At 71.5% G+C, this 19,471-nt stretch carries 17 protein-coding genes; 8 read left to right on the plus strand and 9 right to left on the minus strand.

Annotation, left to right across the window (positions count from 1 at the left end):
- Positions 1–34: 34 nt before the first annotated feature.
- The gene (locus tag ACIO3O_RS08880) at positions 35–304 is read right to left on the minus strand and encodes a hypothetical protein (RefSeq protein ID WP_401743738.1); all 270 of its coding nucleotides are present in this window, start codon (positions 302–304) and stop codon (positions 35–37) included.
- A 125-nt stretch (positions 305–429) separates the two neighbouring features.
- Here ACIO3O_RS08880 and ACIO3O_RS08885 point away from each other — a divergent pair, with 125 nt between their 5' ends.
- The 3 genes from ACIO3O_RS08885 to ACIO3O_RS08895 all read left to right on the plus strand — a co-directional run bounded on the left by ACIO3O_RS08885 (position 430) and on the right by ACIO3O_RS08895 (position 3,927).
- Positions 430–1,269, plus strand: a complete 840-nt coding sequence (locus tag ACIO3O_RS08885) for a TIM barrel protein (RefSeq protein ID WP_401743740.1) — start codon at positions 430–432, stop codon at positions 1,267–1,269.
- A gap of 81 nt (positions 1,270–1,350) precedes the next feature.
- Entirely contained in the window at positions 1,351–2,241 is an 891-nt protein-coding gene (locus ACIO3O_RS08890) for a 2-hydroxy-3-oxopropionate reductase (protein WP_401743743.1), read from the plus strand.
- 225 nt (positions 2,242–2,466) lie between these two features.
- A complete protein-coding gene (locus tag ACIO3O_RS08895) occupies positions 2,467–3,927 on the plus strand; it encodes a catalase (RefSeq protein WP_401743746.1) in 1,461 nt (486 codons plus the stop codon).
- A gap of 610 nt (positions 3,928–4,537) precedes the next feature.
- Here the strand turns inward: ACIO3O_RS08895 and ACIO3O_RS08900 are convergent.
- From ACIO3O_RS08900 to gcl, 5 genes are all read right to left on the minus strand, one after another.
- A complete protein-coding gene (locus tag ACIO3O_RS08900) occupies positions 4,538–5,206 on the minus strand; it encodes a response regulator (protein ID WP_401743749.1) in 669 nt (222 codons plus the stop codon).
- The gene (locus tag ACIO3O_RS08905; RefSeq protein ID WP_401743751.1) at positions 5,203–6,543 is read right to left on the minus strand and encodes a histidine kinase; all 1,341 of its coding nucleotides are present in this window, start codon (positions 6,541–6,543) and stop codon (positions 5,203–5,205) included. The genes ACIO3O_RS08900 and ACIO3O_RS08905 overlap by 4 nt, the downstream gene beginning before the upstream one ends.
- Positions 6,530–7,723: an acyltransferase gene (locus ACIO3O_RS08910; RefSeq protein ID WP_401743754.1), complete on the minus strand. Its 1,194-nt coding sequence runs from the start codon at positions 7,721–7,723 to the stop codon at positions 6,530–6,532. Before ACIO3O_RS08910 ends, ACIO3O_RS08905 begins: the two co-directional genes overlap by 14 nt.
- Positions 7,716–8,756, minus strand: a complete 1,041-nt coding sequence (locus ACIO3O_RS08915; RefSeq protein ID WP_401743756.1) for an alpha/beta hydrolase — start codon at positions 8,754–8,756, stop codon at positions 7,716–7,718. The genes ACIO3O_RS08910 and ACIO3O_RS08915 overlap by 8 nt, the downstream gene beginning before the upstream one ends.
- A 252-nt stretch (positions 8,757–9,008) precedes the next feature.
- Positions 9,009–10,793 carry a glyoxylate carboligase gene (gene gcl / locus ACIO3O_RS08920; RefSeq protein ID WP_401743758.1) on the minus strand — a complete coding sequence of 595 codons (1,785 nt, stop codon included), beginning with the start codon at positions 10,791–10,793 and terminating at the stop codon, positions 9,009–9,011.
- A 350-nt stretch (positions 10,794–11,143) separates the two neighbouring features.
- Between gcl and ACIO3O_RS08925 the strand changes: the two genes are divergently transcribed.
- Both ACIO3O_RS08925 and ACIO3O_RS08930 read left to right on the plus strand, forming a co-directional pair.
- Positions 11,144–11,974, plus strand: a complete 831-nt coding sequence (locus tag ACIO3O_RS08925) for a hypothetical protein (protein ID WP_401743759.1) — start codon at positions 11,144–11,146, stop codon at positions 11,972–11,974.
- 152 nt (positions 11,975–12,126) lie between these two features.
- Positions 12,127–12,711: a GNAT family N-acetyltransferase gene (locus ACIO3O_RS08930; protein ID WP_401743761.1), complete on the plus strand. Its 585-nt coding sequence runs from the start codon at positions 12,127–12,129 to the stop codon at positions 12,709–12,711.
- Positions 12,712–12,787: 76 nt separating this feature from the next.
- Here the strand turns inward: ACIO3O_RS08930 and ACIO3O_RS08935 are convergent, their stop codons facing one another.
- Positions 12,788–14,425: an AMP-binding protein gene (locus ACIO3O_RS08935; RefSeq protein ID WP_401743764.1), complete on the minus strand. Its 1,638-nt coding sequence runs from the start codon at positions 14,423–14,425 to the stop codon at positions 12,788–12,790.
- A gap of 57 nt (positions 14,426–14,482) precedes the next feature.
- Positions 14,483–16,024: an AMP-binding protein gene (locus ACIO3O_RS08940; RefSeq protein WP_401743766.1), complete on the minus strand. Its 1,542-nt coding sequence runs from the start codon at positions 16,022–16,024 to the stop codon at positions 14,483–14,485.
- A gap of 179 nt (positions 16,025–16,203) precedes the next feature.
- On the opposite strand from ACIO3O_RS08940, the gene ACIO3O_RS08945 reads away from it, so the two are divergent.
- Positions 16,204–17,007, plus strand: a complete 804-nt coding sequence (locus ACIO3O_RS08945) for a response regulator transcription factor (RefSeq protein ID WP_401744456.1) — start codon at positions 16,204–16,206, stop codon at positions 17,005–17,007.
- Here ACIO3O_RS08945 and ACIO3O_RS08950 read toward each other — a convergent pair.
- On the minus strand, positions 17,004–17,462 hold the full coding sequence (locus ACIO3O_RS08950) for an HIT family protein (RefSeq protein WP_401743769.1): 459 nt from the start codon (positions 17,460–17,462) through the stop codon (positions 17,004–17,006). The two genes, ACIO3O_RS08945 and ACIO3O_RS08950, sit on opposite strands and share 4 nt — an antisense overlap.
- 200 nt (positions 17,463–17,662) lie before the next feature.
- Here ACIO3O_RS08950 and ACIO3O_RS08955 point away from each other — a divergent pair, with 200 nt between their 5' ends.
- Positions 17,663–18,055, plus strand: coding sequence for an SAV_915 family protein (locus ACIO3O_RS08955; RefSeq protein WP_401743771.1), 393 nt, complete (start codon positions 17,663–17,665; stop codon positions 18,053–18,055).
- Positions 18,045–19,382: a diaminopimelate decarboxylase gene (gene lysA, locus ACIO3O_RS08960; RefSeq protein ID WP_401743773.1), complete on the plus strand. Its 1,338-nt coding sequence runs from the start codon at positions 18,045–18,047 to the stop codon at positions 19,380–19,382. The genes ACIO3O_RS08955 and lysA overlap by 11 nt, the downstream gene beginning before the upstream one ends.
- The last annotated feature ends 89 nt before the right edge of the window (positions 19,383–19,471 follow it).

A 19,471-nucleotide genomic window follows, 5' to 3' on the forward strand; every position in this document is an offset into this window, starting at 1 on the left:
ACCAGAGGGTGATCCCCGGGCCCGCTGTCTGCCGTCACTTGTCGGCCTCCCCGTTCTCGGCCTGCTCGTCGATCACATTGACCTGCAACGAGACGCGGGTGGCTCCGGCGGCGAGGGACTTGCGCAGCAGCGCGTCCACGGCGGTGAGCACGGCGTCGGCGCCCCCCTCCGCCGTATTGCCGAAGGGACCCACGTCGACGGCGTCCAGCTCGGCCACCTGGATCACCTCACGAGCAGCCACCGCATGCGGCGGCGCCTCGTCGAGATCGAAGGGCTCGGTCGTGAACTCCACTCTCAATCGCACGCGCACAACCTACTGCGAGCAGCACGAAATCCGGCAGCCCCTCTTGACAAGTCCTCGGGACCGGTTGCAACCTTCCATCAAGCAGAAAACAACTTCCGCAATACGGAAGGAGCGCCGAACACCCCATGGGCTACTCGGACCACCGCTTCGATGTGAACCTCTCGATCCTCTTCACGGAACTCCCGCTCCTGGAGCGCCCGGCGGCAGCCGCCGCGGCCGGCTTCACCGCGGTCGAGCTGTGGTGGCCCTGGATCGAGACCCCGACCCCCGACCAGTCGGAGCTCGACGCCCTGAAGAAGGCGCTCGACGACGCCGGCACCCAGCTGGTGGGCCTGAACTTCTACGCCGGGCAGCTGCCCGGTCCGGACCGCGGTGCGCTCTCCGTACCCGGCGAGGAGTCCGACCGCTTCCGCGCCAACATCGAGGTGGCGGCCGACTTCGCCGCCTCGGTCGGCTGCAAGGCGCTGAACGCGCTCTACGGCAACCGGGTGGAGGGCGTGGACGCCCAGATCCAGGACACCCTGGCACTGGAGAACCTGGTCCTCGCCGCCCGCGCCGCCGACCGCGTCGGTGCGATCCTCCTGATCGAGGCCCTCAACAAGCCGGAGTCGCCGCTCTACCCGCTGGTGAGCGCGCCCTCCGCGATCGAGGTCGTCGACAAGGTCAACCAGGCGACGGGACTCGGCAACACGAAGTTCCTCCTCGACCTCTACCACCTGTCGATGAACGGCGAAGACCTCGACCAGGTCATCGACGCCTACGCCGACAAGACCGGCCACGTGCAGATCGCCGACAACCCGGGCCGCGGCGCGCCGGGCACCGGCGACCTCGGCCTGGAAGCCCTGCTCGACCGCCTGAAGAAGGCCGGTTACGAGGGCTGGGTCGGCCTGGAGTACAAGCCCGGCGAGCGGCCGAGCGCGGAGGCCTTCGACTGGCTCGACCAGTCGGCCCGCGCCGCCAAGTGACGCCTCGACGCGTCGACCGCGTTTCCTGTCGATGCGTCAACTGAACTTCTTGACACGCGTTTTGAGAGAGGCAGTACCCTCATGAGCACCCTCCCCAAGATCGGTTTCATCGGCCTCGGCATCATGGGCTCCCCCATGTCCGAGAACCTGCTGAAGGCCGGTTACGACGTCACCGGTTACACCCTGGAGCAGGACAAGATCGACCGCCTGGTCAAGGCCGGCGGCAAGGGTGCCGGCTCGATCGCCGAGGCCGTCAAGGACGCCGACGTCGTCATCACGATGGTGCCCGCCTCCCCGCAGGTCGAGGCCATCGCGTACGGTGCGGACGGCATCCTGGAGAACGCGAAGTCCGGCGCGCTGCTGGTCGACATGTCCTCGATCACCCCGCAGACCTCGGTGGACCTGGCGAAGGCCGCTGCCGAGAAGGGCCTGCGCGTCCTGGACGCCCCGGTCTCCGGCGGCGAGGCCGGTGCGATCGAGGCCGTACTGTCCATCATGGTCGGCGGCGAGCAGGCGGACTTCGACTCCGCCAAGCCGATCCTGGAGGCCCTCGGCAAGACCATCGTGCTGTGCGGTCCGCACGGCTCGGGCCAGACGGTGAAGGCCGCCAACCAGCTCATCGTCGCGGTGAACATCCAGGCGTGCGCCGAGGCCGTGGTCTTCCTGGAGAAGTCCGGCGTCGACCTCAAGGCCGCCCTGGACGTCCTCAACGGCGGTCTGGCCGGTTCCACCGTCCTGACCCGCAAGAAGGACAACTTCCTCAACCGCGACTTCGCGCCGGGCTTCCGGATCGACCTGCACCACAAGGACATGGGCATCGTCACCGACGCCGCCCGCAACGTCGGTGCGGCCCTCCCGGTCGGCGCGGTCGTCGCCCAGCTGGTCGCCTCGCTGCGCGCCCAGGGCGACGGCGGCCTGGACCACTCGGCCCTGCTGCGCGCCGTCGAGCGCCTCTCCGGCCAGCAGGTCTGAAACGTCGGGGCCTAGCCCCTGACCTGCGGCTTCTTCACTGAAGCCGCCCCCATACTCCGGGCTGCGGCAGCGCTGACACCTGTCCTGTCGCGCCCAGGCGCTGCCGCGGCCCGGGTCTCACACGTGCTCCACCTTCAATTTCAACAAACTGTTGACGTCGCGTTCCCCGCGTACTTACGCTCCTCACGCCGCCAGCAGATCCCGCAGGAAGGTCCCAAGGTCACCATGTCGAAGCGTGTGCTCACGACCGAGTCAGGCGCCCCGGTCGCCGACAACCAGAATTCCGCCTCCGCCGGTGTCGGTGGCCCGCTCCTCCTCCAGGACCAGCACCTGCTGGAGAAGCTCGCCCGATTCAACCGTGAGCGCATCCCGGAGCGTGTCGTGCACGCCCGCGGCTCCGGTGCCTACGGCTACTTCGAGGTCACCGACGACGTCACCGGCTTCACCCGCGCGAACTTCCTCTCCGAGGTCGGCAAGCGCACCGAGACGTTCATCCGCTTCTCCACCGTCGCGGACAACCTCGGTGGCGCGGACGCGGTCCGCGACCCGCGCGGCTTCGCGCTGAAGTTCTACACCGAAGAGGGCAACTACGACCTCGTCGGCAACAACACCCCGGTGTTCTTCATCAAGGACCCGATCAAGTTCCCCGACTTCATCCACTCGCAGAAGCGCGACCCCTTCACGGGCAAGCAGGAGCCGGACAACGTCTGGGACTTCTGGGCGCACGCCCCCGAGGCGACGCACCAGATCACCTGGCTGATGGGCGACCGCGGCATCCCCGCCTCGTACCGTCACATGAACGGCTACGGCTCGCACACCTACCAGTGGACGAACGCCGAGGGCGAGGCCTTCTTCGTCAAGTACCACTTCAAGACGAACCAGGGCATCCGGTCGCTCTCCTCCGACCAGGCCGCGGAGATCGCGGGCAAGGACGCCAACTCTCACCAGACGGACCTGCTCCAGGCCATCGAGCGCGGCGTCAACCCGTCCTGGACCCTGTACGTCCAGGTCATGCCGGCCGCCGAGGCCGCGGACTACCGCTTCAACCCCTTCGACGTGACGAAGGTGTGGCCGCACTCGGACTACCCGCTGCAGCGCGTGGGCCGTCTGGTCCTCGACCGCAACCCGGACAACGTCTTCGCCGAGGTCGAGCAGGCCGCGTTCTCGCCGAACAACTTCGTTCCCGGCATCACGGCCTCCCCGGACAAGATGCTCCAGGGCCGCATGTTCGCCTACGCGGACGCGCACCGCTACCGCCTGGGCGTCAACCACACCCAGCTGCCGGTGAACGCGCCGAAGAACGCGCCCGCCGACAACTACGGCCGGGACGGCTTCTACGCCACCCGCTACGGCTCGCGCCACGACAAGAACTACGAGCCCAACTCGTACGCGGGTCCCGCGCAGACGGACGCCCCGCTGGGCGCCCCGGCCGAGCTCTCCGGCTGGACGGGCACCTACGCCTACCAGGAGCACGTCAAGGACGACCACTTCTTCCAGGCCGGTGAGCTCTACCGCCTGATGTCGTCCGACGAGAAGGACCGTCTCATCGCGAACATCGCCGGTGGCCTCTCGCAGGTCTCCCGCGACGACGTGATCGAGAAGAACCTCGCGCACTTCCACGCCGCGGACGCCGAGTACGGCAAGCGCGTCGAGGAGGCTGTCCGCAGCCTGCGCGACGACAAGTAATTCCCAGACTGCGGAAGGGGCCTGACGGGAGGTCAGACCCCGACCGCTGTCCGTGCCGCCGGCCCGAATGAGGGGTGGTCGGCGGCACGGACACGAACGAGGCCCGCGGTGGTGGGTGAGCCAGTGCGGTGGTGAAGGTCGGCGCGTCTCTCCTTCTTGACCTGAGAGAAGGAGCGCGGGTCGGCTCATCGCCCCCACCGCGGCCTCATTCGCACGTTGCGCTTTGCTGCGCTTGCCGAACCAGGGCGCGGAGTACGGACGGTCCCGTACTTCGCGCCCTTCGGCGTGATGGGGTGAGCGGTTGCGTGCGGGTGAGTTGTGGCTGGTCGCGCCCACGCGGCGAAGCCGCACATCGACACAGCACCGCGCCCCGGGGCGTCGGCACCTCATGCACCAACAACTCAGCCCCGCGCCAGGCACTTCAGCCCGTCCGGCGTTTGAGGACGCGCGGCGCAGCCGTGCAGGGGGCAAGGGGCGTAGCCCCATCATGAACAGCACCCCCCACCCAACAGCCTCGCGAGTTTAGGTGAAGGGGCGGGGCTGGGGCGGGCGCCGCAGGCAAGAGGGGTGCCGGGCGCGGCACGAGCAAGCCCCCGCCCCGACCGGCAGGTCAATACCCCGACGGCCGCACCAGCCCCGTCTCGTACGCGAAGACCGCCGCCTGCGTACGGTCCCGCAGCCCGAGCTTGCCCAGAATCCGCCCGACATGCGTCTTCGCGGTCTGTTCGGCGACGACGAGCCGACGCGCGATCTCCGCGTTGGACAGCCCCTGCGCGATCAGCGAGAGCACCTCCGTCTCCCGTTCCGTGAGGTCACCGACCCGCTCCTTCAGCGGGGCCCTCGGTGACGCGCTGACCCGCGAGAACTCGGCGATCAGCCGCTTGGTGATGTTCGGCGCGAGGAGCGCGTCGCCGCCCGCCACCACCCGCACCGCCTGGGCGAGTTCGTCGGCGGAGGCGTCCTTCAGGAGGAACCCGGAGGCCCCGGCGCGCAGCGCCTCGTACACGTACTCGTCGAGGTCGAAGGTGGTCAGGACCAGGACCTTCACCGTGGAGCCGGGCTGCTCGGTGAGGATGCGGGTGGCGTCGATGCCGCCCAGCTCCGGCATCCGGATGTCCATCAGCACGACGTCGGGGCCGAGTTCGGCCGCCTTCTCGACCGCCTCGCGGCCGTTGACGGCCTGGCCGACGACCTCGATGCCGGGCTCGGCGTTCAGCAGCACCGTAAAGCCCTGACGGACCATCACCTGGTCGTCGGCGATCATCACGCGGATGGTCATGCGGAGCCCTTTCCGGGGACGTCGGCGGCAAGAGGCAGAACGGCCACGACCAGGTAACCACCTTCCACCGTGGACCCGTTGGAGAATTCGCCGCCCAGCATCGAGACCCGCTCCCGCATGCCGAGCACTCCGTGCCCGTCCCCGGAGAACGGGTGCGGGGCGCGGGTGGTCGGGGCGGTGTTGGCGACCCGTATCGACAGGGCGGACGCGTGGTGTCCGACGGCCACGTGGACGGCGGCGCCCGGCGCGTGCCGCATGGCGTTGCTGAGGGCCTCCTGCACGATGCGGTACGCGGAGAGCTCGACACCGGGCGAGTACGGGCGGGGCGTGCCGGTGATCTCGGTGGTGACGGTGAGCCCGGCGGAGCGGACGCCCGCGAGGAGTTCGCCGAGCTGGTCCAGGGTGGGCTGCGGGGCGTGCCGGGCGCCGCCCGCCCCGTCGTCGCCCTCCCCGTTCCTCAACACACCCAGCACGCGCCGGAGTTCGGTGAGCGCGTCGAGGGCGTTCTGCCGTATCCCCGCCAGGTTCTCCCGCAGTTCCGGGGACGGGTCGGTGGTGAGGTGCGGGGCGACCTGGGCCTGGATGGAGATGACGGACATGTGGTGGGCGACGACGTCGTGCAGCTCGCGGGCGATGCGGCTGCGCTCTTCGAGGAGGGTGCGGCGGGCCCGCTCCTCCGCCGTCACGCCCTCCTGCTCGACGAGGCGGTTGCGGGCCAGCCGGGTGCGGCGCTGGGCCGCTCCGGCGAACGCGGCGACGGCCAGGACGGTCAGCGGCAGGCTGTCGATGCCGTCGGGCCCCGTCCGTACGGCGAAGACCGCCACCAGTGCCGCCCCGGCGGCGACCGCCAGGGACAGCACCCGGACCCGCAGCGCGAGCAGGAAGAGCGCCACGGCGTGCACGACCAGCCCGAAGCCGGTCCACGGCGACGTCGCGTTGTCCTGTGCCGGGCCGCCCGCCACCAGCGCGCCGACGACGGTGGTGGCCGTGATGATCCACCAGCACAGCGCGGGGCGGTTCAGTGCTCCCGCGAGGGCCACCGCCAGGAACGCGGAGAGCACCGAGGAGACGCTGCCGTCGAGTTGGAAGTCGCTCTGGAAGTTGTTGAAGACGCCGAAGAACAGGGCGCCGGCGAAGGCCACCACCAGGACGTGCGGCAGCAAGGGCGGCCAGCCGTCGCGCATGCCGGGCATCGGGTCGGCCCGCAGCGTGAGCAGGTCGGTGCGCACGTGCCGGAGCCCGGACCGGGCCCTGGTGCCCATCGTCGCCATGACCTGCCGCTTGGTCCGACCGCCTGCCGCCCGCTCCCCCATGAGCGTCACTCTACGCATGATCATCTACCGGCTTCCGCCCAGGTGCGCCCTGCTGGACGACGCGGCCGGTGCTCCCTCCCCCGCTCCTCTGTTCGTACGTCCGGTACGCCGCCCAGCACACCAGCAGCGCGCATGCGAAGACCGGCAGCCAGCCGATCCGGGCGAGCACCCAGCCCGGGCCTTCCGGCGCGGTGTGCAGTCCGGGGAGCGGGCGGCCCGCGAGCAGGCCGAGCGCGGTGACGGCCATCATCGCGGTCTGGTGCCAGAGGAAGACGGTCATCACGGAGAGGTTCAGCAGGGCGACGCCCGCCCAGAGCAGGGGCCTGCGCAGCACCCTGCGGAGCGGTTCGAGGAGCAGGAGCGCGGCACCGCACTGGGCGAGGCCGAAGCAGACGGCGGCGAGGGTGGGCGGGTTGAGGTTGGAGACGGCCGCGCCGGGGACGCCGACCATGGAGGCCGGGTAGCCCGCGAAGAGGACCAGTGCGGCGGCCGCGAGCGCACCGCAGGGCAGCAGGACGAGTCCGGCGCTGCGGGGGTGGAACCCGCCGCGCGCCCAGAGCGCTCCCAGGCAGTACGGGACGAGCCAGCCCGCGCCGATGTTGAGCAGGCCGAGCGTCTCGGGCCCGTCGAGGCCGAAGCGGATCAGGTCGACGTGCAGGACGACGGCGAGCGGCCACAGCGGGTGCAGCCTGGTGACGAGCGGGGTGGCCGCGGTGAGCGCGGCGAACACCAGCAGGAACCAGAGCGGGGAGAGCACCAGCTTGAGGAGGGTGGTCACGGTGTCGACGCGGACCCCGGCGGCGAGCATCGCGGCGCAGACGCAGACCCAGGTGAGGAGCAGGGCTGCGACGGGCCTGAAGAGCCGGAGCATGCGGGCGGCGGCCCAGTCCCGGTAGCGGGTGCCTCGGGCGCGGGCGGCGGCGTACCCCTGGGCGGCGACGTACCCGCCGACCAGGAAGAAGACGGCCAGGGTCTGGAACATCCAGGAGATGGGGGCGAGTTGGGGTATGGCGGCCAGCGGGCTCGCCCCGTGGACGGTGCCGGTGTCGGCGACGAGCGCGGTGACCAGCCAGTGCCCGAGCACCACGCCGAGGACGGCCAGGGCCCGCAGGGCGTCGACGGTCCGGTCCCGTCCGGCCGGGGTGGCTGCGTCGATGCGCCGGGCGAGGGCGGGGAGTTGCGGGAGGATGCGGCGCTCACGCACGGCCGCTCACCGTGTTCCCGGGGGTGGCGGTGTTCTCACGCGGGGCCTTCCGGGTGTCCGCGGGAGCGACCTCACCCGTGACGATGCCCGTGAGGTGGGTCAGGGAGGCCGAGCCGGGGCTGAGGTAGCCGCTGTGGTCGCTGTCGCCCGCGTCGAAGGGGAGCGCCCCGAACTCCGGTGCGGCCGGGTCGGCGCCGAAGCCGACGGTGGTGATGCCGAGGTCGAGGGAGACGTGCGGGACGCCACCGATCCAGTCGGCGCTCCCCCGCCCCGCCCAGACGACGGCCCGGCCGCCCAGGTCCGCGGCGCGGACGGCGTCGGTGCCGACTCCCGGGCTGCCGAAGAGGACGAGGTTCGCGGCGCTGAGGCCGGGGGCGGCCAGGGTGCAGACGACGGCGCCGTAGGAGTGACAGAGGTACGAGGCGGGTGTCCCGGGTCGCAGGTCGGCCAACTCGGCGGAGAACGCGGTGAGTTCGTGGGCGGCCCCGTCGGCGCGGCCCGCCGTGATGGAGTCGGTGCTGACGGTGGCGGGGGTGCGGTAGCCGACCCAGGCGACGACCGCGGTACGGGGTCCGGCCTCCCTCAGCAGTGCTTCGGCGGCGTTCCGCAGGCGGTCGTAGTGATCCACGGAGGTGTCCGCTCCCGGGACCAGGACGGCGATGCGGTCGGCCCGGGCGAGGTCGCCGAACACCTCCACGCTGCGCCCGCCGTCGCGGCCGTCGAAGGAGTAGAACTTCCGCTCCGGGGCGGCCAGTTCGCGCAGTGCGGCGGCACGCTTGTGGGAGCCGTGCTCTTCGGCGGCGTCGGCTGCGGCACGGAGGTCGTCGCGCCGGGCGGCGTACCGGGCGGCGAGGTCGGCCCCGGTGGCGGCGCGCAGCGGGGCCAGGTCCGCCGGGGCGGGCGCGGGGACCTCCGTGGCCCCGGCGGCGCCGGACACCGGGAGGGCGACGGAGGCGGCGACGAGTGCGGCGAGCACTCCGCGCCGCAGGCGGACCCGGCGCGGGGTGCGGGCGGTGCGGGAACGCGTCGTCATGCGGGGTGGTCCTTCCGTACCGGTGGCAACTGCTGCCACCGGTACGGAATGTAGGAATCGCCGCGCGTCGTCTGCGTCCCCCAGGAGGGGGCACCTGTCGCGTACCTCTCAGGTATGACGAGGTGTACGCCGCCCCCGGGGGGACACCGCCCATGCCCGAGGGGGCGGCCGCCGTGATCCGGCGACCGCCCCCTCGTACAGCGAGCCCTCGTACAACGAGCCCTCGTCCAACAGGCCCTTGTACAGGCGGTGTTACTGACCCACGAACGGACGCACCGCGGTCGGCGCGTGGCCGGGCTCGGTCACGATGTCCTCCCACTCATTGACGGCGTCGATGCCCGCGCCGCTCATCGAGATGTTGGTGACGCGCTCCAGGATCGCCTCGACGACGACCGGCACCCGGTACTCGGCGGCCAGCTTCTTGGCCTGCTCGAAGGCGGGGAGCAGCTGGTCGGGCTCGGTGACGCGGATGGCCTTGCAGCCGAGGCCCTCGACGACCTTGACGTGGTCGACGCCGTAGACGCCCAGCTCCGGGGAGTTGATGTTCTCGAACTCCAGGTTGACCTGGAAGTTGATGTCCAGGTTGCGCTGGGCCTGGCGGATGAGGCCCAGGTAGGAGTTGTTCACGAGGACGTGGACGTAGGGGATGTTGTGCTGCGCGCCGACGGCCAGCTCCTCCAGCATGAACTGGAAGTCGTAGTCGCCGGAGAGGGCGACGACCTGGCCCTCGGGGTCGGCGGTGGCGACGCCGAGCGCGGCCGGGATCGTCCAGCCGAGCGGGCCGGCCTGGCCGCAGTTGATCCAGTGGCGCGGCTTGTAGACGTGCAGCATCTGCGCGCCGGCGATCTGGGAGAGGCCGATGGTGGTGACGTACCGGGTCTCGGGGCCGAAGGCGCGGTTCATCTCCTCGTACACGCGCTGCGGCTTGAGCGGCACGTTGTCGAAGTGCGTACGGCGCTGGAGCTTGGCCTTGCGGTCCTGGGTGGAGGCGGCCCACTCGCTGCGGTCGGGGAGCTTGCCCTCGGCCTTGAGCTCCTTGGCGACCTCGACGAAGAGTTCCAGGGCGGCCTTGGCGTCGGAGGCGATCCCGTAGTCCGGCGCGAAGATCTTGCCGAGCTGGGTGGGCTCGATGTCGACGTGGACGAACTTGCGGCCCTCGGTGTAGACGGCCAGGTCACCGGTGTGGCGGTTGGCCCAGCGGTTGCCGATGCCGAGGACGAAGTCGGACTCCAGGAAGTTCGCGTTGCCGTAGCGGTGCGAGGTCTGGAGCCCCACCATGCCGGCGTTCAGCTCGTGGTCGTCGGGGACGATGCCCCAGCCCATGAGGGTCGGGATGACCGGGGTGCCGGTCAGCTCGGCGAACTCCAGGAGCAGGTCGGAGGCGTCGGCGTTGATGACGCCGCCACCGGCGACGATCAGCGGGCGCTCGGACTCCAGGAGGAAGGAGATGGCCTTCTCGACCTGGGGGCGGGTCGCGACCGGCTTGTAGACCGGGAGCGGCTGGTACGTCTCGGGGTCGAACTCGATCTCGGTGAGCTGCACGTCGATCGGCAGGTCGATGAGGACCGGGCCCGGACGGCCGGAGCGCATCAGGTGGAAGGCCTCCTGGAACACGCCCGGGACCTGCGCGGCCTCCAGGACGGTGGTGGCCTTCTTGGTGACCGGCTTGGCGATCGAGGCGATGTCGACGGCCTGGAAGTCCTCCTTGTGGAGCTTCGCGACCGGGGCCTGGCCGGTGATGCACAGGATCGGGATCGAGTCCGCGATGGCCGAGTAGAGGCCGGTGATCATGTCGGTGCCGGCCGGGCCGGACGTACCGATGCAGACGCCGATGTTGCCTGCGTTGCTGCGGGTGTAGCCCTCCGCCATGTGGGAGGCGCCCTCGACGTGGCGGGCGAGCGTGTGCTTGATCCCGCCTCCGACCTGGAGGGCCTTGTAGAAGGGGTTGATCGCCGCGCCGGGCACGCCGAACGCGTGGCTGACGCCTTCGCGCTTGAGGATCTCAACAGCCGCGAGGGCGGCGGTCATACGGGGCATCGGGTCACTCCTGTGCTTCAGGCCGGTTTTCCGTAATGCGGAATAACTGTTCTGCTATGTGGAAGCAACATAGGATGCGGAGGTGTCCCCGTCAAGGGAGGAGTCCACGGATCGGGAGCGGCCCGCGTGGAGGACCGCACAAAGGGGCACGCCGGAAACCGGGGAGCGGGCGCGGGAAGGTCCACGGATCGAAACGTCGACAGAAAAGACGCGAAGTGCCTGCCAAGGCTTCACAGTTGGTGTGACCATGGAATGACACAGCGCATCAGTCGTTCATGCGTTCTTGCGTTCACGCCCGGTCGCGCGCCGCCGGACGTGCCCGCCGGACGAGATGTCCCGGAGGTCGCCCCATGGGAAGCAGCGTGCCGGTGCGGTGCCCCGCCTGCCGCCGTGATCACGCGTACGAACCGCCCGTCTTCCCCTGTGCGTGCGGCGCACCGCTGGCCCCGCCGCTCCAGCGCGACGCACCGGCGCAGACCGTCACGCACCGCACCTGGACGGACTCCTGGGTGACGGTCCGCTGCCCGTCCTGCGGCCGCGACGACCAGTGGCCCCAGCCGGAGCTGGGCTGCGGCTGCGGCGCGGTCCTGCGCATCCCGGTCCGCCCGGCCCCGACGGCTCCCCCGGACCCGAAGAGCGCAGGTCACCCCATGTCCGACCCCCGGCCGGTGCACCCGGACGGCTCCGCGAGGACGTGCGCGGACGGCACACCGGGCGACACCGGCGGCACGTGCTCCCTCACGGACGACTCCTCCCTCACGGACGGCTCTGCCGCAGCGGGGGAGCGCTCCCGCGCACCGCGCCCGCCCTTCCGCCCGCTCACCATCCGCACCGCCCGGGACGCGGTCACGGCGGCCGCGCTCTTCCTGAAGTGGCTGGGCTTCCGCGACGTACTGCAGTCCCCTGAGCACCCCGCCTCCGGCATCGACCTGCGCGCCCGGGGCCTGATCGCCCAGGTCGACCCGCGCACCGAGCCCTCGACCCTGCGGGACGTGGAGACCCTGTGGCTGCACGGGCTCAACTCCGAGGCGCAGCCGGTGTTCTTCTCCCTCACCGGGTACGTCCCGGAGGCGCGGGAGCGCGCGGAGAGCCTGGGAGTGCCGCTGTTCGTCATGGACCTGACGGGCACGCCACAGCCCGCCAACCACGCGGCGGACCGCCTGGCGGGCACGGCGCACTGAGCCGGGCGGTCCTTGGGCGGCCGGGGGCGATCGCGACCCGGGGACGATCGCGGCCCAGACGCGGTCCTTGGGCTGCCCGGGCCCGCCCCCTCCCGGTGTCACTCGGGAGAATCACCGGGGCGTACGCGGGTGGCCTGCGCGATACTCGACGCATGGCAGCGATCCGCCCCCGGCCGCAGACTCCGCCCGCGCCGCTCGGGACACCCCAGACGATCCGCCGGGCCCGGCCCGCCGAACTGCCCCTCCTCCAGGACATCGAACGCGCGGCCGGCGCGCCGTTCCGGGAGCTCGGCATGGCGGAGATCGCGGACGACGATCCCCCGCCGCTCGACCTGCTCGACTGTTACCAGCACGAGGGCCGTGCCTGGGTGTTCGAGGACGCGGCGGGCCTGCCCGGCGCGTACCTGATCTGGCAGGAGATCGACGGGGCCGCCCACATCGACCAGGTGTCGGTGCACCCGAGGATGGCCCGCCGGGGAGCGGGCCGCGCCCTCATCGCGCACCTGGCCCGGGAGTCCGGATACGACGCACTGACCCTGACCACCTTCGTCGAGGTCCCGTGGAACGCCCCGTACTACGCACGCCTGGGTTTCGTCACTCTCACCGACGACCAACTCACCCTGGGTCTGCGGGAGATCGTCGCCGAGGAGGCGTCGATGGGCCTCGGCCGCTGGCCACGGGTGTGCATGCGCCGCAGGATTCCGGCCGAACCCCCGAGGGGGGTTCGAGCCCAGTGACCCTGGTTCGGGGCGTACGACGGCCGGCCTCCGCACCCGGGCGTCACGCCGGTCGCAGCGGACGGGGCCCGGCGCGTCAACTTCCGTACCGCTGCCGCAGTTCCACCTTGCGCACCTTGCCGCTGACGGTCATCGGGAAGTCCTCCAGGATCTCCACCCGTCGCGGGATCTTGTAGTGCGCGAGGCGGCCCTCGCAGTACGCGGCGACCTCGCCCTGTGTCGGCGGGTCGGCCGGGTCGCGGGGGACGACGCAGGCCAGGATCTCCTCGCCGTAGCGCTCGTCGGGGACGCCGACCACCTGGACGTCGGCGATCTTCGGGTGGGCGTGGAGGAACTCCTCGATCTCGCGCGGGTACACGTTCTCGCCACCGCGGATGATCATGTCCTTGATGCGGCCGACGATCTGGAGGTAGCCGTCCTCGCGCAGGGTGGCGAGGTCGCCGGTGTGCATCCAGCGGTCCGGGTCGACGACCTCGGCGGTGCGCTCGGGGTCGTTCCAGTAGCCGAGCATCACGCTGTAGCCGCGGGTGCAGAGTTCGCCGGAGGAGCCGCGCGGCACGGTGGCGCCGGTGGCCGGGTCGACGACCTTGACCTCCAGGTGCGGCAGGACCCGGCCGACCGTACCCGTGCGGCGCTCCAGGTCGTCGTCGCGGCGGGTCTGGGTGGAGACGGGGGACGTCTCCGTCATGCCGTAGCAGATGGACACCTCCGCCATGTGCATCTCGGCGACGACCCGCTTCATCACCTCCGCCGGGCAGGGTGATCCGGCCATGATCCCGGTGCGGAGGGTGGAGAGGTCGTACGAGGCGAAGTCGGGGAGGTTCAGCTCGGCGATGAACATCGTCGGGACGCCGTACAGGGAGGTGCAGCGCTCGTCCTGGACCGCGCGCAGGGTGGCGGCGGGGTCGAAGGAGGGGGCGGGTATGACGGCGCAGGCGCCGTGCGAGACGGCCGCCAGATTCCCCATGACCATGCCGAAGCAGTGGTAGAAGGGCACGGGCAGGCAGATGCGGTCGTGTTCGTCGTAGGCGATGGTCTCGCCGACGAAGTAGCCGTTGTTGAGGATGTTGTGGTGGGAGAGCGTGGCTCCCTTCGCGAAGCCGGTGGTGCCGGAGGTGTACTGGATGTTGATGGGGTCGTGGCAGGACAACTCGGCCGCCCGAAGCTCCAGTTGTTCCGCCGGGGCGAGGTGGGCGGTCAGCTCGTCCCAGGTGGGGTCGCCGATGTGGTGCACGGACCGCAGCCCGGGACACGCCTCGCGGACCTCCGCCACCAGCGCGCGGTAGTCGCTGCCCTTGTGGGTGAGGGAGGCCACCAGCACGGACACCCCGGACTGCTGGAGCACGTACGCCAACTCGTGCGCCCGGTAGGCGGGGTTGATGTTCACCATGACGGCGCCGATGCGCGCGGTCGCGTACTGCACGAGCACCCACTCCGGGCAGTTCACCGCCCAGATGCCGACCCGGTCCCCCTTGGCGACCCCCCTGGCCAGCAAGCCACGCGCCAACGCGTCGACGTCCGCTCCGAGTTGGGCGTACGTCCAGCGGCGCCCCGACGGAACGTCGACCAGCGCCTCCCGCTCGGGGAAACCGGCCACCGCGCGCAGCAGACTGCCGCCGATGGTGTCCCCGAGCAGGGGGACGTCCGTGTCCCCGTACACATGGGAAAGCTGCTGCCGCGTGCTGTCTTCCACCTGATTCCCTCCACCGTGCATCCGTCCGACACTTCGGCCGGCCACCCGCCGATCGGTTGGCCGACCCCCGCCCACCGCTCAGTTGACCTTCCGGTCCAGGCCCGCCCAGTACGGCTCGCGCAGCTTGAACTTCTGGATCTTGCCGGTCGCCGTGCGCGGGATCTCCGCCCGGAACTCCACCGACGTCGGGGCCTTGTAGCCGCCGATCCGCTCCTTGCAGTGGGCGATGATCGCGGCCTCGTCGGCGTCCGCGCCCTCCACCAGGACGACCAGCGCCTTGATGGTCTCGCCCCACTTCTCGTGCGGGACGCCGATGACGGCGACCTCGGCGACGGCCGGGTGGCTGAAGATCACGTCCTCCACCTCGATGGAGCTGACGTTCTCCCCGCCGGTGATGATGACGTCCTTCTTGCGGTCGGAGATCGTGAGGTGGCCGTCGCTCGTGTCGAGGAAGCCGCCGTCCCCGGTGTGGAACCAGTCGTCGGCCAGGGCCTCCGCCGTCTCCTCCGGCTTCTCCCAGTACGCGTCGAGTACGACGTTGGAGCGGGCCAGCACCTCGCCGTTGTCCGCCACTCGCACCTGCACGCCGAGCGCCGGGATGCCCGCCCGGGACAGCTTGCGGGCGCGTTCCTCGGCGGGGAGGGCGTCGTCGGCGGGCTGGGTGCGGTTGAAGGTGAGCAGGGGGGAGGTCTCGGTCAGACCGTAGATCTGGGTGAACTCCCAGCCCAGTTCCTCGCCGATGCGCTGGATGGTCCGGGTGGGCGGCGGGGCGCCCGCGCAGACGACGCGCACCGTGTCGCGGCCGGGGATCTCGCCGTCCCAGGTGGCCGCCGCGTCCAGCACCGCGTTCCACACGGCGGGCGCGCCGCACATCAGCGTCACCCCGTGCTCCTCCACCCGCCGCAGGATCTCCGCGCCGTCGACCTTGCGCAGCACGACCTGCTTGGCCCCGAGCCCGGCCATCACGAACGGCATGCCCCAGCCGTTGCAGTGGAACATCGGCAGCGTGTGCAGGTAGACGTCCCGCTCCCAGGCGCGGGTGTGCAGCCCGAAGGTCAGCCCGTTGACCCAGATGTTGCGGTGGGTGAGCTGAACCCCCTTGGGGCGGGCGGTCGTTCCGGAGGTGTAGTTGATGGTGGCGGTTGCGTCCTCGTCCGGACGCGACCAGGGGCGCGGCTCGATCCCGTACCGCATCAGCTCGTTGTCGGTCTGCTCCCCGAGCACAAAGCGGTGGGGTGCCTTGACCCCGCTCAACGCGTCGTCGAGCTCCGGGTCGACGAGCAGCACCTGCGCACCGCTCTGGCGCACCATGTAGGCGATCTCCTCGGGCTTCAGCCGGAAGTTGATCGGCACGCAGATCCGCCCGCTCGTCGGGACCGCGAACAGCAGCTCCAGCATGCGTGCCGAGTTGTGGCTCACGACGGCGATCCGTTCGCCCTCGCCGACGCCGAGCGCGTCGAACCCCGCCTGCCAGGCCCGCACCCGGGTCGCCAGGTCGCCGTACGTGGATGTGGGAACGGGCAATGCGGGCTGGATCGGCTCGTCGATCACGCCAGGACTGGAGGCGAACCCCAGTTCGGCGCGATCGAGGAAGTCGGAGATGGTCATCGGCGTCCGCATCGAACTCTCCCTGTGTCGACCGTGGTCGTTAACATCCTGAACATCCTGTTGCAGTGGCCCGAATCTCACTACCCCCGGACGGGGGTGGAAGGGAAGCGCACGTGAGGGACGTTTCCGGTACGTCCGGGACGGGTCTGCCGAAGGCTCCCGGCGGACCCGTGCCCGTACCCGCCGCCGAGATGCGGGCGGCGCTGCTGCGGCTGCGCCGGGCCACCGGCATCCCGGTCGCCTTCGGCGGGTTGCTGACCGGTCCGGCCCAGTTGCGGATCGGCGAGTTGAGCGGGGCCTCGACCCGGTCGCTGGAGGGCCTGCTGGTGTCGGCGGGCATCGGGCTCGGCGGCAAGTCGATCGCGCTGGGGCGCCCGTGCGCGGTCACCGAGTACCTCTCCTCCCGGCACATCAGCCACGAGTACGACGCGGCGGTCACCGCGGAGGGCCTGCGCTCGGTGATCGCGGTGCCCGTGGTCGTACGCCGACGGGTACGGGGTGTCCTGTACGGGGCCCTGCGCACCCCGCAGTCCCTCGGCGACCGGGTGGCGGGCGCGGCGCTGGACGCGGCGCGCGAGGTGGAGCAGGCGCTGGCGGTACGGGACGAGGTGCGCCGCCTGCTGGACGTGGCCGGAGGGCCGGGGCAGGGCCCCGGCGCGTGGGAGGAGGTCCGCGAGGCCCACAGCGAGCTGCGCGCCCTCGCACCCCGCATCGTCGACCCGGCCCTGCGGGCGGAACTCCTGTCCGTGTGCGGGAGGTTGGCGGCATCCTGCGGGGGCGGGGAGCCGGTCGCCTACACGGTGGCGCTGACTCCCCGCGAGACGGACGTGCTGGCGTGCGTGGCCTCGGGCGCGACCAACGCGGCGGCGGCCGAACGGCTGGGCCTGCGCCCCGAGACGGTCAAGGGCTATCTGCGCTCCGCGATGCGGAAGCTGGGGGCGCACACGAGGCTGGAGGCGGTGGTGGCGGCCAGGCGCGCCGGGCTGCTGCCCTAATCCTGGAGCGCCCGGGCGATCTCCCGGGCCAGCGCGTCGGCCCGCTCCGGCGCAACCCACTCCTCCTCCGGACGGCCCAGGTACCCGAAGACGGCGGGCCCGCGCCGATCCTCGGGCTGGTCGCCCATGCGGGCCACGACATGGAAATGAACGTGCCCGAACCCCTCCTTCTCCGCGAACTGCACCACATACGTCTTCACACACCCGGTGACGTCCCGCAGCGCCCGCGACAACCGCACCTGCCACACCCCGAGCGACGCGGCCTCGGCGTCGGTGAGGTCGTGCACGGCGGTCACATGCCGCCGTGGCAGCAGAACGAGCCAGCCGGGCAACGCGGAGTTGAAGGCATGCACCACCCGCCAGTGCTCGTCACTGACCACACACTCCCGCTCCGGAACATACGGCAGCCGGGCCTCCTGGGCACAGGGATAACAATCACTCGCTTCATTCGCCATGCCCCCCACCCTAGAAACCCGCCGCAGAGGGGAGCACCCCCGGCTGAACCGCAACCACCCCCACCCCCCTCATCAGCACCGCGTCAAGTTCCACCCCCTCCCCATCAGCACCGCGTCAGGACCCCCCTCCCCCGACCCCCGCCCCACCTACCGTCGTCACCAAGGAGCCCACTCACCGCCTCACCTTCGAGGAGCACCCCATGGACGACCCCCGCTCCCCCGCCGACGCGGACCCCGACGAACCCGGCCGGCCGCCGCACGACACCGACACCGACACCCACACCCCCTGCGCCTTCTACGTCCCCGTCCGCATCGGACGAACCGGCGGCCGCCACCTCCGCTTCATGCGCACCCCCCTCGGCCACCGCACCGCCGTCGCCTTCACCACCCCGGACCGCCTCGCCACCACCCTCGGCACGCGTCAGACCTGGGTGCGTCTCGGCGAGCCCGCCCTGCGCGCCCTCGCCACCCCCCTCGGTGTGACGACCGTGACCGTCGACCCCCAACTCACCGCCCCCGCAGCGCAGTCGGCCCCGCGCCCGCTGCCCGCGCCCTGGTTCGCCGTCACCGGCATCCACAGCCGTGTCGACTGAGGCACGGGCGGCGACCGCGCCCGGTCTCCTCGACACCGGGCCCGTCTGGCCGTCCTCCGCCACCCTCGCCCCGGGCGGCCGTCTCGCCGTCGCGGGCGTCTCCCTCGCCGAGCTCGCCGACCGGTTCGGCACGCCCCTCTACGTACTGGACGAGGAGGAGGTGCGGCAGCGGGCGCGCGCATGGCGGCGGGCCCTGCCGGACGCCGAGGTCGTGTACGCGGCGAAGGCGTTCCTGTGCCGGGCGCTCGTGGACTGGGTCCGCGAGGAGGGGCTCGGGCTGGACGTGTGCTCCGCCGGGGAGCTGGAGCTCGCGGTGTCCCGCGGTTTCGACCCCGAGCGGATCGTGCTGCACGGAAACGCGAAGTCCCCGCAGGACCTCAAGACGGCCCTCCGGTTCGGTGTCGGACGGATCGTCATCGACTCCGACTGCGAGATCGCCCGGCTCGCCGCCCAGGCCGAGGGGCCGACGCCGCAGCAGGTCATGGTGCGGGTGCTGCCGGGCATCGAGGCCGGGGCGCACAAGAAGATCCGTACCGGCGCGGAGGGCCAGAAGTTCGGGCTGTCCATCGCATCGGGCGACGCCGAGGCCGCCGTCGCCCGCATCCTCGGTCAGCCCTGCCTCCAACTCGTCGGCCTGCACTGCCACTTGGGGTCACAGATCACCGATCCGGAGCCGTACGGGGCCGCGGTCCACCGGCTGGTCGCGTTCCTGGCCGGTCTGCGTGAGCGGTACGGGATCACCCTGCCCGAGCTGGACCTCGGCGGTGGCTTCGCCGTCGCGTACCGGGCGGGCGACCGGGCCCCCGCCCCGGCTGCGTACGCACGTACCATCACCCGCGAACTCACCACCGCCTGCGCCGCGTTCGACTATCCGGCCCCCCGCCTGACGGTCGAGCCGGGACGCTCGCTGCTGGCCCCGGCCGGGGTCGCGCTGTACCGGGTGCTGTCCGTGAAGCGGTCGGCGGGCAGCGTCTTCGTCGCGGTCGACGGCGGGATGGGCGACAATCCGCGTCCCGCCCTGTACGGCGCCCGCTACACGGTCCGGCTGGTGGGCCGCGCGGAGTCCGCCCCGATGCGTACGACGACGGTGGTGGGCCGCCACTGCGAGGCGGGGGACGTACTGGCCGAGGACATCGAGCTCCCGGCGGACGTGCGTCCCGGCGACGTGCTGGCGGTGCCCGCGTCCGGTGCGTACCACTTGTCGATGGCCTCGGGCTACAACCTGGTCGGCCGGCCGCCGGTGGTCGCGGTGCGGGAGGGGCGGGCGCGGCTGCTCGTACGCCGCGAGACCTACGACGACCAGCGGAGGAGGGACGTGGGCCTGTAGCACCCCCACCGGCTTCTGCGGGACCCGGAGCCCTGCCGGCCCGGGTCCCGCAGAGGTTCCGAAGCACACGCCCGGCCGCCCCTTGCGGA

The sequence above is a fragment of the Streptomyces sp. NPDC087440 genome (genome assembly GCF_044744005.1).
Taxonomy (GTDB): Bacteria; Actinomycetota; Actinomycetes; order Streptomycetales; family Streptomycetaceae; genus Streptomyces.